4 protein-coding genes and 1 pseudogene are annotated in these 17,511 nt (G+C 35.6%); 4 read left to right on the forward strand and 1 reads right to left on the reverse strand.

Annotated features, from left to right (window positions below; all coding sequences use genetic code 11):
* The first annotated feature begins 1,479 nt into the window (after positions 1 to 1,479).
* Positions 1,480 to 1,950, forward strand: coding sequence for a MaoC family dehydratase (locus C3B55_RS03990; protein WP_129211664.1), 471 nt, complete (start codon positions 1,480 to 1,482; stop codon positions 1,948 to 1,950).
* A 6,220-nt stretch (positions 1,951 to 8,170) separates the two neighbouring features.
* Here C3B55_RS03990 and C3B55_RS04710 read toward each other — a convergent pair.
* A pseudogene (locus tag C3B55_RS04710) lies at positions 8,171 to 8,657 on the reverse strand (hypothetical protein); the annotation flags it as partial.
* Positions 8,658 to 9,166: 509 nt separating this feature from the next.
* On the opposite strand from C3B55_RS04710, the gene C3B55_RS04000 reads away from it, so the two are divergent.
* The 3 genes from C3B55_RS04000 to C3B55_RS04010 all read left to right on the forward strand — a co-directional run bounded on the left by C3B55_RS04000 (position 9,167) and on the right by C3B55_RS04010 (position 13,676).
* Positions 9,167 to 9,766 (forward strand): LysE/ArgO family amino acid transporter, encoded by a 600-nt coding sequence (locus C3B55_RS04000; protein WP_129211931.1) that lies wholly within the window; start codon positions 9,167 to 9,169, stop codon positions 9,764 to 9,766.
* A gap of 183 nt (positions 9,767 to 9,949) precedes the next feature.
* Positions 9,950 to 10,546 (forward strand): superoxide dismutase, encoded by a 597-nt coding sequence (locus C3B55_RS04005; protein WP_129211666.1) that lies wholly within the window; start codon positions 9,950 to 9,952, stop codon positions 10,544 to 10,546.
* A gap of 1,795 nt (positions 10,547 to 12,341) precedes the next feature.
* Positions 12,342 to 13,676 carry an imelysin family protein gene (locus C3B55_RS04010; protein ID WP_129211668.1) on the forward strand — a complete coding sequence of 445 codons (1,335 nt, stop codon included), beginning with the start codon at positions 12,342 to 12,344 and terminating at the stop codon, positions 13,674 to 13,676.
* The last annotated feature ends 3,835 nt before the right edge of the window (positions 13,677 to 17,511 follow it).

Consider the following 17,511-nt stretch of genomic DNA (forward strand, 5'->3'; position numbering starts at 1 on the left):
AACCACAGATAACTATCACAGTAATTATTCATTATCTGCTGGTCTTTAGTGCACAAACGCAGCGTTTACACAAAAAATCCACCGATAAATTTTGTTATAAAGATATATCTTATCTAGATAGGATACCCTGTAAACACTTTATAATAACTACGTTACAGCCTGAACTAATGTGATATTGCCCAGAGTACACATAGCTACACAGCTATGTCATCTAGGATACAGATAATGCATCACGCAAGAACCTAAGCTTATACGCATGGTGCATTTAGATATCAAGCGTGAAAAACTATAAAACCAGTATCACCTATGTTGACTGTATCAAACATAGTCTTTTGGCTAGTTAACCATGAGCTTTAGGTAACTCATTTATGTAATGATTACGTGTGGCCTATACGTAATGTACCGAATAAATTGAGATAAAGCAACATATCAGCATTAGCGCCCTTAAAACTGGTAACACATCTATGGCCGGATGCAAGCAAGTTAAATTCGTGTTGACCGCAACTAGCCTGGCTAGTATAACGTGCCAAACATAAAAATCTAGTAATACTACAGACTAAGCATCTATATTATGGTGTATTAGCTTAGCTTGAGAACGGTTTTATCTCGGGCAACAGCCATACATTTGTTATTCTAGACATTAAGTTTTATAATTTATACATTCGCACCTAAGTAGATCAGAACACCACAATTATAAAAGTATGCTGAATATAACAAGTAAAACACAGTAGACGTTAACTCTATAACCAAGCAGACAGATATATTTAACTATATTATTTGTTATAAAAATCTTGCCACCCATAACGTGTAATTAGTGCGCTAGCCTCTAGCAAATGAATCACAAACTAAAATAGTCATTAGCAATAAAAGTGTTATAAATCACAGCATTTTGTTGGCTGACCTAAAATGTTTTTACCGCTTATATGCCAACTAAATCACTCCGGCATACTTAATTTACTAAGGCAGTGATTAGTTATTTGATACAATAACTGTAACTGTGTGCGTGGTAGTCTATAGCATATATGATTCAGACTAATACAGCCAATAGGCTGTACAACTTTAGGCTAGCTCAGCTATCACCAGCTTGCAACTAGAAATATATTAACGACTCACTCTACGACTTCTATTTTTGCTTACTAATAATAGATTGATTTGCTTATAATGTAAGTCTAGCATGCAACTTCATATAAACAAGCTAGAGCCGACCTAGCCTGGCAACAGCAGTAAAATGGTCGGTGTAGAAAGGGAGTCTCCTAAAAGCTTTTTCTATGCGCCTCATTAGGCAGGCTACTAAAGCCTGCAATTAAATATCCTATAAACATATAATAAAATATTAAACAAAACTAACCGCAACAAAGTTGCCGTGGATGTGCTGACGTGGTTTGACTAAACGCTATTTTTACGCAGATAAATTTATTATAAAAAATTTTTTAAAAGCAGCAAGATACATTATTAATTAGCCACAGGATACACTTTAAGATGATCCAAATTACCAATATCCCATATCAAGCACTCAAAATAAGCCAAACTGCCAGCTACAGCAAAACCGTGAATGAGCTTGATATACAACTATTTTCAGTTATATCTGGCGACTACAACAAGGTACACCTAGATGCCGAGTACGCTAAGGCGACTTTATTCAAGGAACGTATCGCCCACGGCATGTTTAGCGGGGCAATGATCAGCGCTGCCATTGCCTGTAAGTTGCCTGGGCCGGGCACAATTTATATTAGCCAGCAAATGCGCTTTAAGAAACCGGTAAAAATCGGTGATACCTTGACCGTGCGTCTAAAAATTCTCGAGAAGCTGCCAAAATTTCGTGTACGCATTGCTACTTGCGTATTCAACCAGAGCGATGAACTTGTAGTAGACGGTGAGGCAGAAATACTTGCACCACGCAAACAGCAAGTCGTTACTCTAAATGAGCTACCATCAATCAGTATTGGCTAATCAGTGCATCTATATATATTTATACATAGATATAGTTTTTTGTATTTAGCTTTAGCGTACGAATGAGTGACAAATTAATTATACAAAGATTTTGCCTAATAGTAATTGCATTTTACTTCACAGAACTAACTCTCAACCAAGCTACGAATATTCAGCAAGCCATGCTTGTTGATTTTCTAAGCACATTTTTATACACTTTAAGTGTGTAAGCTTTATTTTGCTTACCTTTAATCAGCGACTTCAAATTAACCTAACTACAACATAATATGCTAGCCACTAAGCTATATCTTCTAAATCACTACTGAAGGCTATATACGATGGTATATAGCTTGGCAGCTATAGTAACTTAATAGCCTAGATATTTAGTGCATAAAAATTTTAAGCTCTAGATACCTACTGTCGTTAGCGCAATACTTTGAGGCTAACTATTTCACTAGTCTTCATTGGGTGATTAAGTGCAGTGATTAATTCTTTGTTGGTATTATTTATTTTTAATTCTTTATACCTGGTTAAGAATTATATTTTTATATAATTGCAGCCCAATAAACTCAGCAAAACTTTAACCACTAGCTACCAAAAATGCTTTTCAGAAAATACAGTGTATGTATTGTTGCCGACTTATCATACTTTTACTTAAATAACCTACCTTAGAAGATTTTCTCTATAGTGATTGATGCGTTGTAGAGATTAAGGCGCTACGTGAAAAAAGCGACTAAACAGACTGTATAAATTTCTGGAATCGTCATGGGTCAAATCAGGTAAATTACCACTTATCATTAATTAATAGTCAACGCTATACTACAATATATAAATAATATATACCACTAACTGGCTAATACCCAACTTTATAAGTTGCAATCTAGACCAGAAAACTAAAAAATAGTTACTATAATTTCATGAACTGAACAGTACGCAAACAGTACTTAAAGCAAGTTGCATGTATTAACTGTATTAACCTGCTAATATATACGCTAGCGCTTTAAAAGCTCTGTAAACATTGAGATCTATTGTCAATTAGTTGACTAATCGTTGATTCTGAAACAGTTGCCTATACCATAATAACATCACCAAGATATTACAGTCATTAATTCGTCATTATGGATTTCTACTGCTGGTTAGGGAGCAGTAAAGTATAGAAATTATTAACCTTACCTCTTTGTGCTCACCAAGTACAGTTTTGATAGTCTAATCAAAACTTATTAAAATTTTTCGTACAGTGCTCGCGCATAAAAAATGATACGTCACTAATCTAAGGCTTTCTATGTATCGCTATGAAAATGGGCTAGCTTTATTATGTAATACGCGTACGAACGTCTTGCAACATGTTAAATCTTGTAAGTGAATGACCATGCATTAGCATTTACAAAACATCGTGTCTTGTGTCACCTAACACCACAAGATGTACACGTTAATTATTTGAGTTATACGGATAAACCAAATACACCAACTGCCGTAAATAGAGATGTTAACGCTAAATAATCTGCAAATATTTTGCAAAATTACGTTAATATAGTTTATTTAGCAAACTTAGCAGGTAATGGCAAGTTGACTACTTCAAGCTTGCTAGCTCTTTGCATAGTCTAAAATAGGTATCAAATTTTGATTATGTATTCTGGTGACGCAGTGGCCGCTAACGTCGATAACATATAGTAATATGCCATTATTACCGAACTGAGTATCTATTAGCAATATAAACGCAAACCTACCTATAATAACTGTAGATTTATTTAAGATATATCTGCCGATACAACACCATCCCAGGCTAGTCTCTTCTACATTTAGTAGTCGTTAACTATCAAGTTTTTAAGGGAAGCAAACTAAATAATAGACAAGTATATTAAAAAATATTGATAAGCACAATCATAAAGATTGTATAAATTAGATTAATCGAGCAGTACTAACGCCTGCGCAATGATCTCATGAATACGCGCTAAGTTACCTTTCTTGATTCATTACTAGTAGAGTATTCAGTATGTATAGCTTGCATACTGAAACTTTCAGTAAGTTACGAGTAGAGTTGCTAGGTGGTGTAGATAAATTATAAACCAGCTAATATTTTGCTGGTTTGAGCATGTACGAAACAAGCACAGTATTACCACTTAGTACTTGTGGTATACGGTTCATTGTATTGCTTATACGGCACCTGAATAGCTTGTAATCTACAACTTGTCACACATAACTACTTCAAGTGCAGTTAAAACTGCTAGTTTAATTGCAACTGGCCAGCGTTAAGATACTTTGTTTATAAAAGTGCTACCAGTTAGAAGCTTTTCTCTACCACGGATACGGTTAATTAAAGACTTTTCATGGCAGCCAATCTTTGGCTAATAGATATTAGTAAATATTTTAAGTAGATTATAAAAAATACGCGCATTTACATGACAATAATATCATTGCTGATGAGTGCAAGTACTGCAAGTGGTCAATTTCTAGCTACTGAGAATTAACAGTATTATACAGTAAATAATGGCTAAGCAGCTTATGCCATTTGGTCTCCGCACCTCGCTCAGCTTATAAATATTGAAGACAGCAGTGCCGTATGGCTGTTATTACTCATACCTATCGCTAGCATATAACTAGCAGGAACTCTGCCAACTTAGCAGTTACATAGTTTCATAGCGTCTTTCAATGTTTACTATAAGACTCTTGGACGTCAAGAAATGATTAGCTGGATTTTACAACAAGCTACAGGTCTACGAAACTATGTTATTTGCCTGGTTATCTGCTAGAAATATGGTAGCGATATAATAATCAATGGCTATGGCCATTGCTAAAATAGTTTTAGCCTAGAGCTCGCTATGCTAAGACATGTCATTATATATAATCAGTGCAAGTGATTTTATAAGCCTTATGTACCACCACACAAAGTTTTGGTGCATTATTAGATTTTTATACTTAACGATTTAGCTATGTACAGTTAACTGTACATAGCGTCAATGCGAATACATATGTTCTGATTACTATGCATCACTTCTATCAACAACTACTTTTAAGAATATGAAGTCTATGCAATACGATATATGTCAATAAAATTAGCTATAACTAAACTCAAAACAACTACAAGCTCTTGCCTGAAACCTACTCATTGATTATCAATCAAAAGAATACCTTGTAATGACTGTAATCAAATAATTAATGTATTACTGATCTATAGGCGCGCGGATAAAAGAACAAAGGTATAGTGACATGATTTTTTAAAGCAAATAACGAATGCGATAACTTTTTCTATATACGCTGGCCAGTATGCATCTAGAACAGTACCCTGGACAAAATATTAAATACAGACATCAATACACAAAGCAGCAATATATCTTTTTATCGCTATCGATGTTAGAGCTCTCTTCATTTAAAGTAATTTAATACTGAATCACCGAATTATAACACAGCTATGAATTCTCCATCACCACACAGATATTCTACATCAGAACAAACTGAGCTCATGTCTCTTGGATAGCACTATATACCGCTGTCAAAACAGTGAAGTAAATAATCATAAATTAACGGCTACTAACTTTTTCAGCAAGAACTACATAATCATAGACTTTTATAAGATAGATATGAACATGCATAAAGCTAGCATCTTACAGTTAAAAAGAGGACATAAATAACTTACAAAACACCACATTATATAGAATATATAGCATAATATTATATTTATTTTTTTAAATATTCTTAAAAAGCCTTAATGAAGAGTGGATACCACTATAATAATTATAGTATTTCTAAAAGACTTATTTTGGGATAGCTGTACATATATCATGGATAACCCACCAGTATATCACAAAATGACAAATTTTAAAAAGCCGCATGGGAAGATTTTGAAAGCTTCACCATTTATGAAATAACTAAGTTTTACGTACAGCTTACCATTAAATATCTAGATGATAAATCTAGAACTGGATTAAACGTAATACTGAGCTGCAACTAAATATTTTTTTTGAGAAAAACTCAAGACAACATAGTCTGAAACGTAGTTCACTAATTATGGTCATTGAAACTATAACACCTATTATAATAGCTCAATTAGATCTTAAGCTTAGTGATTTCTTAAACCTATAGCTTTATAGACCTAGCGCTACACATCAACCAAACTAGTCAATTTTACGAAAATAGATGAATTGCATTTATCTAAAATAGCCTAAAACATTTCATAAAAATACAGACAGCGCTACTGCCTGCCAAACATAGAACAAACTATACTTGATATACCATAGATTTTGCTACGTAGTTAGTTATGTAAGCGGTGCTTCTGGTATTCACTATCTCTGATGCAGTTGATAAAATATATTTTTTACAACACTTAAAGAACTACTAGTATCATGTTTGGTAATGAAATTTACTAATACAGATTCAACAAAACCTATGCAATAACGCTAGCAAATAACGTTTGGCTTCTAAGTTTTGCAAAACTAATATCAACACGAAACTGTGGTCCATTATAACGTTATAAGAGTAGAATTCATCAGCTATATTTTATAATACACCAATTAAGATTTTTAGTGAGTTCTAGAATGTTCGATCATCACGAGTTTAGTGGTACGCAACATTAAATATAACCAAGATATCATACTCTCCTCTTTGCTTTAGAAAAAAGCTAATTGTAATATAATTCATTATTGTTCAATAGTTTCTGCGCATAGGCGTTCTAGTTTATCGCTAGTATAGCTAGCACTTATGACTACACAAACGTGTAATTCAGTCAATCTACTAAAAAATAGTAGTTGCATAGTCATTGGCAGCTTGTTTTCAGGCATATTTTAAAAGAGTTTATTATAAATAATAATAGATTGTAGACGACTTTAATTTATCTTGCACATGACACTTGAGTGATAAATATTACTATCTGGTTGTATTTGCATAAAAGCTAAGCAGACAAAAGCTTTGACTATTCTCATAAAAGCTCCATTTAATAATGGAAACTATACTATACTATAATTTAAACTTTATTAATGATTGAGTTTGAAGTAATCGACCATAGCAAATTGAGGTCATTGATTCAAGTTTGACACCTGACCTTATAACGTAGTGATATGTAGCGGTGATCTGTATGCTAACACGTTAAACTCTTTATTACTTAATAATAGCGCTATTCGCAAGTTAGTTATCCTGCGCAATTTTGAGCACAGACAGGCCTTATTTTAGGCAGGCAATAACAGCACTCTAGTTGTCTTACTGTAAAAGCTAAATTTCTAATTATTTAATCTAAAACCTAAACGCTTTGCTGCCATAATTTTATGTTAGCTGTACTCGGCACAGATTGACCGACAAATATCTTATTAGACGCATTAATATTTTCTACTAATGCGCATAAAGCTGTCACAGTTAGTCATTATCTACTAACTAGTTAGAAAAATCTCCTAGAAGATTCAACCAGACAAGACTAGCACAAACGATCAACAAAGCATAAAATGCCAGCAATGGCCAGTACTAGCCCTACTCAACTTAACCACATCAGTATTGCACCAGCCCAAAAAAACATGTGATAATACCTGAGCCTATCATTATTTACTTCCATGGGCTGCAAGCCGAAAACATATTGTAGTCAGCTTTAGTATAGCGACACACGAAACGACTATAACAAGTGAGATCGCGACCTTTAGTGTATCATGGTAGGCATTATGGTAAGCATAATAAGCACTAATACTACACCACTTAATCAGGAATCTTATACTCGCTCCCCAATGCTACATTTCTAATCATAAACTTATTTCGACTCAAGATCCTGAGGCTTATCACCCACAAACTGCGAAGCAACACTTCATGATGGCTAAGCATATTAATATAGTTAACTTTATTCTAACAAGTACCAATAATAGTAACGTGGTTTAACCTGTACTTAAACAGCCATAGAACAATACTCATGCATATGAAGCAGATAACGAAATATAGATATAACGCCAGCATTGCGAAACTACATTCCGCTTAGCGCCAAAAAACTCTCTGCTGCACCAGGTGATTTAATTATCACATTTAAGACGCTAAAAGCGTTTAGGCGCTTACTTTTAGTCAAACCGAAGTAATCACACCAATTGCAAGTCAGTCAACAGCGCAGACATGTGCACTAGGTATTTGCTAATGAAGCCGATTGCGATCGGCAACCAAAACTTTTATGTATTATCTAATGCTCTTTAGTTTTGTTCGTTATTGCCTTGACGCTCATTATAAATCCAAAAATACCAGCTATTGACAACAAACCCAAGAGTTGTCTACCACTACGCTAATGATACCAATACAACGGCATAGCAATAGGCTTCTCTGGCAATAACTCAACTAATACTCCAGTTTGAAGTTAGTCGTGTATTTATAATGCTAACGCTAACCACCACCATAGCCCAGCTTCTGTTAGGCGAATAAATTATTCAGAGGACAGGCATAAGTGATGTTTAAAGCCGCTATCAACAACGAGAAAAGCCAGTTGGCAGTATTGCAAGAAAACCCCATCCGATCCAAATACTAGCACAGGCACATGGCTTTGTGGATCGCGTTCGAGCAAATGCGCCTGTTGCACATGATTAAGTAAGCGTCAACAGATATCTGTAGGCATCAGCAGTGTTCGCTCGCACTAGCACCGGTTGACTAACACGCACCTCTAGCAATTTAATGCGCTGTGATATCCATGACTGCGATAGCCCTAGCACCTAAGTACTACGTTCACAGCTAATTTGTTCTACTACTGCCGCCAGGGCAAGCAAGCAACTTTTAGTCAAGCATCAGTTTTTTGTAATGAGAGATCGTTAATATGCGTTTTTCTTATATAACTTAGCCAGTAAGAATAAAAAATGTTGCTTCTATTTTGAAAAAATACATAGCTAGAAAAATTACCAGAGTAATCATGTTATGCAACATGAATCCTTATTTAAATGATAACGGTTACGTATTTTGTTGTACCCTGCCCAATAAACCGTATTTCAGCATATTACGAGATATTCAGCAGTCTTCACGAACAAGAAAGCCTGACTCTAGATTATGAAAACTTAGCATGCTTAGCAGTTCTGCTTAATTTTCAAGTACATCGCTGCCTGGATCATCCTCAATATATCTTGAGCCTTTAAAGCTGTATGCCTGATAACAGCGCTTACTAGCACATTAAGCAAGGCCAAGATAAGCAGCAATATGATTACCGATACTATCATAAATATTTTTATACCAACAACAGCGCTGCCTATCAAGCCATATCAGTCTTATGGAAATTAGCAGCTGGTACGGAGTAAATCCTATGTGGCAAAGCTACGTGAACGGGCTATTGATGGCTTTTGGCCTAATCATGGCGATTGGCACCCAGAATACCTTTGTATTAACGCAAAGCCTACGCCGTGAACATCACTTACCTGTAGCAGCACTGTGCATCGTATGTGATGCGATTTTAGTGGCTGCTGGGGTATTTGGTCTAGCCGCGATATTAATACAAAACCCACTACTGCTAGCGATTGCTCGCTGGGGCGGCGCAGCATTCTTATTATGGTACGGTGCCTTAGCATTGCGTCGGGCGTTTTCCAAACAAAGCTTGAAGGAAGTGGTACAGCTCAAAGCGCGTTCATTGCGTACTGTATTGCTCAGTGCTTTAGCGGTGACACTGCTCAACCCACATGTGTATCTGGATACCGTGCTTCTAATTGGCTCATTGGGCGCTCAACAAACCGAACCCGGCGCCTACGTGGCCGGTGCCGCTAGTGCATCATTTATATGGTTTACTACCCTAGCGCTCGGTGCGTCTTGGTTAGCGCCCTGGCTGAAGCGCCCAGCTACGTGGCGCCTACTAGATTTTTTAGTAGTGGTAATGACGTTTAGTGTAGCATATCAATTAATCAACTCTTAAATATATATTCTAAAGCGTTTTGGTATTTTTACCATATTATGAGTTATTACATAGTTTTAACATGCCACAAGTGCTATCATATGGACTCGACACCATAATCAAATACTAAAATTTTAGGCGTCTGTTTAGCGAGCCGTGATCAACCTTGTGCTCACTACAACTAACCTAACTAGGAGAATAATCATGGCTTTTGAATTATCGCCACTACCCTATGAATACGATGCTCTGCAGCCACATATCTCTAAGGAAACCTTAGAATACCACCATGACAAACACCACAATACTTATGTTGTTAACCTGAATAACCTTGTACCAGGTACTGAATTCGAAGATAAAACTCTAGACGAGATTGTCATGTCATCTTCGGGCGACATTTTTAACAACGCAGCTCAAGTTTGGAACCATACTTTCTACTGGAACTGTTTAGCGCCAAATAATGACGATTACGCTATCGGTGCACTGGCTAGTGCTATTGATGTAACCTTTGGTTCATTTGATAAGTTCAAGGAAGAATTTATTAAGACTTCTGTACGTATTTTTGGTTCAGGTTGGAGTTGGCTAGTGAAAAAAACTGACGGCTCCTTAGCCATAGCTAGCACTATTGGCGCTGGTAATCCACTAACTAGCTATGACATCCCACTGCTAACCTGCGACGTCTGGGAACACGCTTATTATATTGATTATCGTAACGTGCGTTTAAAATATATAGAAGCATTCTGGAGTCTAGTCAACTGGAAGTTTGTGACTGAGCAGTTTGAGGGCAAGACTGTTACCATTTAAATAACGTTTACAGTAAAAGGGCTCAGCAAATTTCTAGCTCTTTTACTGATATTTAAGTAGATTGCTCTAACGGCACCTGATTTACTGTTATTGATTATACACCATCAATAACAAAATAAATTATTCATAATTGTTATTTTTATTATTGACATCAAAAGCTAAGCAAGATGCTTGCTTGATTACAAGCGGTATTACTATTGCTAATGATACCTGCTGATGTAACCAGCAATACATGTTTCAGAATTCAATGAAAAACATGCTCTTATACTAGCTTTTAGTAAAAAAGCTACGAGTATTGTTTTGTCTTTAGTAGCCATTTATATGGCACCATAATATTCATGTGACTGTTACTACTAAATCGCCAATAATTATAAATTATTGATACTATTTACATAGAAAAAATAACCCATTAAAACTATAGCTAAATAATAGCTTTTCGATGAAATTACTAGTAAGTAATACTATTATTATCAGTATTCATTGTGAACCTAACATAAAACTTTCTTGATATTTACAGAACAATCTAGACGACACTTAGTTAATACCAGTATATTTGTAATATATTTTACAACCACTTAACTATAAATTATTTACAGACCGTAGCTGAATATTGAGTATTCAGCGAACCTGGAATATACTACAAGATGTAAATAATGCTTTACGACAATCTTTTACCTAGTTAACTTATGGACTTAAGTCATAGTTAAATATGACAGTATCGCCACCACAATCATGATTAATGAATAGCTTTATAGTAATTATTGAGGCAACTTAAATACCACCGTGAATGCAAATACTTGTGATAAAAGTTTTTTATCAAAATCGATGATCCTGTTAATTTCTAGCGTACTGCGTATCTTGAATGTATACATTGTGCTATATCTGGTTAAGCGCTAGCGGCTTACCGAACATTTATCGCTGATTATTTAGTGCTTAATGTTGATTAATATAGACTGACTAGAAAAAAGAATATTTCTCAGCTTAGAAGCCAGACATATAATAAACTATTATCATGGATGAATATCGCTAACGAAGTTATTCGAACTAATCAAACTTAACATCTCTTGAAGCCATAAAGCAGTATTGAGTTATATGTGCGCATAGCCCAGAGCAACTTTCTTATTAACCTACTAAATCACTAAAAAATTGCATGATTAGTTAGGTTAATTCTTGGCTGATATTAACCGTCTACGAACCAACATTAGAATTGTCTTATTCACGGAATATGACGATAGCATTAATAGACTACTATGTAAGCAGCACAGAACATAATATTAGCTAGGAGCTGCTTGCATAAGCGCTATCAGCGTTATATTACTAAAGCCGATAAAGAAATATGACATGTAGCAAACTCGAGAAAGACTGATGTTATGCATTAACGTCACGACTGGTTTGACTTAGTATATTAAACTTCAGATCAACTACTGCGTACAGCGCGTGTGGACTTAGAAACGCTAATTTATTAGTAGCACTAAAAACAGCATGGTCTAGTACTGAAGGATTGAAACTTCAAGTATAAGTCTGCGCTATTTTAAAAGCCCTATTTGATATTAGTAAATTCGGTACTTAATCTTTATCTATGAGCTATTTTAAAATGTTGCAACTAGAAAAACCAAGATTAACAAAGTTTGTTGTTGAGTCCTTTTTTAGATAAAGGCGATTATTCTTTAACGCAAAAAGTAAATACCAGATATTTTAGTAAAACTTTAGACATAATGTAAATATTTCATATTATGTCGTAATTTTTTATACTCTCTAGTACCATCCAGCTAACAATAGAAACAGGGTACTTGCTATGATCCGTATACTTTTAGCTACTGCTAGTCTACTAGCCATTACTATTTATTTCGCCGGTTGCGACAAAGGTAAAGACAAGGCTGTCACGCTTACTCAAACTACTAACGCTACTGCTCAAATAACCCCCCCAATAGCAATTCAGGTCAATGACATCACAGCCAAGGCCGTGATCGCGCATTACGCCGATATAGCATTTGCGGTGTACAGCGATGCTGAGTTAGCTGCAAAAAAACTGCAAACTACTATTGACATATTTCTCGCCAACCCGAACGTTAAAACCCTAAAAATGGTTCGTAATGCCTGGATTACATCTCGTGTACCGTACCTACAGAGCGAGGTATTCCGTTTTGGTAATACTATTATTGACGACTGGGAAAGCCAAGTGAATGCTTGGCCCTTGGATGAAGGCTTAATAGACTACGTAGATAAATCCTACGAACACGCACTAGGTAACTCTAGCGCCAACGCTAATATCATCGCTAACACTGAAATCCAAATAGGCGAAGACGTAGTTAACATAAAAGAAATCACCCCGGAAAAACTCGCCAGTCTAAATGAACTTGGCGGCTCAGAAGCTAACGTAGCTACCGGTTATCACGTCATTGAATTTTTGCTCTGGAGCCAGGACCTCAACGGCACTGGTCCTGGCGCAGGTAACCGTCCAGCGTCAGACTATATGACTGGCGATGGTGCCTCCGGTGGCAATAATGAACGCCGTCGCACTTATCTGCACGCGGTGACTGAGTTACTAGTTAGCGATTTAAAGGAAATGGTCGGTAATTGGAAACCTAACGTTACAGATAACTACCGCGCCACCCTAGAAGCAGAACCTACTATCAATGGCCTGCGCAAAATATTGTTTGGCATGGGTAGTCTGTCTATGGGAGAGTTAGCCGGTGAACGAATGCTTGCCGGTCTGGAAGCTGGTTCACCAGAAGACGAACAGGATTGCTTCAGCGACAATACTCATAACTCGCACTTCTACAATGCTAAAGGCATTCGCAATATTTACTTAGGCGAGTACACTCGTACTAATGGCACTAAAATAACTGGTGCAAGCCTGTCGTCGCTAGTAGCTAAGGCTGACCAGGTAGCTGACGCAGAGTTAAAGGCAGATTTAGCGATCACTGAAGAGAAAATTCAAATCATGATAGATCACGCTAACAATGGCGAACATTATGATCAGTTGATTGCTGCAGGTAACTATACAGGCAACAAGATTGTGCGTGATGCGATCACAGCACTAGTAAAACAAACCAATGCTATCGAAGCAGCAGCTAGCAAGCTAGGCATCAGCAATTTATACCTAGATACTGCTAATCATAAATTATGATCATTTCTGAGCTGCATGCATCGACCTTTCTGTCGCTTTTTTTGTACTACCTGCGTTAACTTTAACCAGCAGCCTACTTTTTATGTGGGCTGGCTTGTCTGCAGTAACATTGCATTATCTAACTTAGTGAAAGATTGATACATAGATATCATTAGCACACTATCTCTAACAGTTAATCTACATAAACCTAAAAATTAAGGTTTACCTGCATCTTACTAGTAAGCAAATAATGCTATTTTTTAGAATTAGAATTCTCTTCATCTCGACATATAATTAAGTTTCATTAATGACGATCTTCCTAAATATCCTTGTGATTACTATAATCATTTAAATAGCCACTAGCAACTAACTTTGAATACACCAATAATCTGCTATCGTTCCTATATAGTGGCACACCATCCTAATGACGTTTATTGCAAAGTATCTTTAAGTATTTTGGGCACTCTTTTACATATGCACCTATGCTTTCAGGATATGCACTTCTTTATCGTGACTAGCTAGCTAGCAGCTTACTTAATTTAGATATACTGCCGTTTTTTGCTAACTTAGCGCATCCGCTACATTGAATCGCTTTTCAGAAGCATATTAGGTATTACTACTATATTTTCTTAGCCGTTTAAAAACATATAAAATATATACTTCAGGTGTTTGAATGTAGCGCTCGCAGCCATACTGGCTCGACCAGTTGATGTCCAACCGCTAATATGTATAGACAGGAATAATCCAAACTAAATTTTCGGATCTCTTAAGGTAAATCAGACCATACTCAAGCATGGCTGCCTGATTGATCGTGTCAACTTATAGCAGCATCTACTATCTTTGATAGTCTTGATTACTTCAATAAGTATATATAGCTTATTGAATGCTATTAATCACGTAATGACAGCTATTGCTATCAAATAGTTTTCAGCCTTCATGTATCTCTAACTAACAGGAAGTAACTATTAATGCATTAATTGACGATAGTGGTAATTTATCATCAACAGCTTGCCATCCATAATATGTGGAGCATATATTATGCTAAGATTGCAGCGTTCTGATTAATAATCAATCAAGTGCAAGACTTTATTAATTGATCTATCATGATTTAGTCAAAGCTATAGTATCCACTATAGCGCTTTTATGGCTGCTTTAAACTATCCTCATCCTTTTGTCTAAGCTTTGTTAGTATATATTGTGGCTCTAAATTAGCTAGATTGAAATCTTTTATTTTAGAATAGGCTATCTTTTACTTCAAAGCAAACTAAATAAAATTAATTTGCTAGAACACAGTAATTGAGCAGGAATATAACGGCTACTGCTTCAATGAATCAGTCGCGTGCTTAATTTTAAGCTTGTGACTTTTCTTTGCTATTACTATCTGCGCCATCTAATTAGCCATAATTAGTGCATAGCTAATTAGCTGCCTACAACTAGGCAGCCTGGTACCACTATGCCGTAACGTCGACCATGGGGATCTAGGCGAATGGCCTAGTTTTAAGCAAAGATCATCGGTCTTGCTGACTACTTCACTAGCTTACTGAATGCAGATAAATAAACCGTATTACTTGACATGCTGTTAGGCTGAATAAAAATATACGCGATACAAGTATATTGTATATTTATGCATTTCAGCATTACTAAACGTCGATGTTGACAATAACCATTCTTAATATTAACTGGGCATAGCATAAGAATAATAGTAAAAAGCATCGAAGCAATTACTAAGACCATACAAAGCCTAGCAGATAAACAATTTCTAGCAATAGTTATACTCAACTATAGCGTATTACTAAAAAAGTTTATAGTGCGTTTCATTGCACAATGTCTAGAAATTGAAATGCATCACTTAAAGTACACGATTCTTGGAAAACTGCACCATATATTCACTAACAAATGGATTAAATACAGTATCATTACTGTATTTACTGCAGGCAACAACATCTATTTGTCTTACTTAAAAGTAAGCACACCATAAGGTACATTAACTTGTATAGTTGACATGACAGTTTTGTTTTTAGAATGCCTCCCAACTAGATTCATCAATTGAGCACCTTACAAGCTACCTGCACAGAAGTGGTGTTATCATAAACCGCGCAAGCTCACTACGCAACATAACAATACTAAACATCCAAGCTTATTAGCTGGGAGTTATTGGTTAAATACCATGAATCAAATAAACAACGCTAAGCCTATTAGGCTTATCTATTAATCTAAACAAATAATCCTGAATAATTAGGCAGCTCTATAGTCAAGATTATAAAGTTATACATAAAATGCGCATAGCGGTTACTAAGAAATATCAGTCTAGATCCAATTTTTAAATAAGATTTAGCAATTTAAGCTATCTATTTAACGCATTAATCATACCTTGTGTTAAACTTATAAAAGCCGTTTGTTCACTCAAGATTTCTTCTTCAAAGAAATAGGCTGAAATAGTAGTTACAAAGCTAAGAACAATAAAATTGTATCTATTAAATATAGCTATTATTATAAGTTATAGTACACTGGCGTATTATGCATTTTAATAGATGTTAGGCTAATTTTTTTACTATGACCACCTAGGTATATATCCTGAAGACACATGCTGGCATATCTATGATTTATTGTCACTTATATAAATAACAAAAGTTCGTGTATCATCAGATAAAAAATTTTATCGCTGTCAACCTTGTATCCAACCAAAATTTTTTGAGAATACAGAATCATCTGTGATTAAAAAAATCAATCTTACAAAGAGTACTGTATGTTATATGAAAAAACATATCTTAATTTTTCTAAACTGTAGCGCCAAACTGTAATAAACCAACGATAAACAACTTAAGATCAAACAAGCAAACAAGTAACTAACCATTACAATAAAGACAATACTCAAGCTGCACTACGCCATATAAAATAAATATTTTTAGCATTTTGCTCAGTTTTAATTACTAAGATAACTACATAATCAACAACCTATTTGACACCGTAAACACCACTGCTTACTAAGCTTCACCCAGCTGACCAAGCTAAACATGATAGCTGAATACCTATAAGCCCTGCCGGCACAACTGCATCATCTATGCTATAGTGCATTGCATATCATAAAGCTATTCTGAATCCAGCAATTATTCTAAAGATAACACAAATCTTTACTAAAAGCACGCCTAACACTATTGAAGCACGAATTAGCGATATCGAGAAAGAGACTAATAGTAAACTGTACCAACAACTACCATCTAGTAAATAACAAAACTTTAACTAACAGCGTTGCTAGCTAACCGCTATGTCCTACAGATGACTAACAATAAGTATTATTATACTAACCAGTTAAATCTATGTGTCAAAGAATTAGAGATTTATACCAAAAAGAAAATAAAGGATTTCTATATGCATCACACAAAGCTTAAGGAGTGCTATTGTGGCTTGTAACTTGTCGTACGCAGTTGGCAAAAGCAACCATTTTATGGTTAATCTTTATTGGCTAAATGTTAGCGCTAGATAATAAGCTAATATGTAGCGGGAAATTTATGCTTGAAAGGAATATTAGAATCACTGCGTCTTCTTACAATTACAGCTAAAGTACTAACATTAGCCAACCAGCGCGCTATGGCGTTTGCTAAGTAAAGATGTAGCCAAAAACTAAGTTTAGGCTTTAGGCGCTTTTAGCGCAAACTTTGCTGGGCGTTTAGTATTTAAATTGTCAGCTAAGTTATCCGCCAAACCAAGATTACTACAACTGCCATTTACAGCTTAATTATAGGTCATTCGCAGTGTGCATGGAGCACGATTATCTTTCTGACGCAATAGTAACTGCTGCTGGAAAGCACTTGCTTTCGATCTGCAGCTCTCAAGAGATACGACCACAGGTCACAAG

Origin of the sequence: Candidatus Pseudomonas adelgestsugas (genome assembly GCF_004124255.1) — a bacterium.
Classification (GTDB): Bacteria; Pseudomonadota; Gammaproteobacteria; order Pseudomonadales; family Pseudomonadaceae; genus Aquipseudomonas; species Aquipseudomonas adelgestsugas.

Bases quoted from the DNA above. Each gene is read 5' to 3' on its own strand.
- C3B55_RS03990 (WP_129211664.1), top strand. From the start codon at position 1,480: ATGATCCAAATTACCAATATCCCATATCAAGCACTCAAAATAAGCCAA.
- C3B55_RS04000 (WP_129211931.1), top strand. From the start codon at position 9,167: ATGTGGCAAAGCTACGTGAACGGGCTATTGATGGCTTTTGGCCTAATC.
- C3B55_RS04005 (WP_129211666.1), top strand. From the start codon at position 9,950: ATGGCTTTTGAATTATCGCCACTACCCTATGAATACGATGCTCTGCAG.
- C3B55_RS04010 (WP_129211668.1), top strand. From the start codon at position 12,342: ATGATCCGTATACTTTTAGCTACTGCTAGTCTACTAGCCATTACTATT.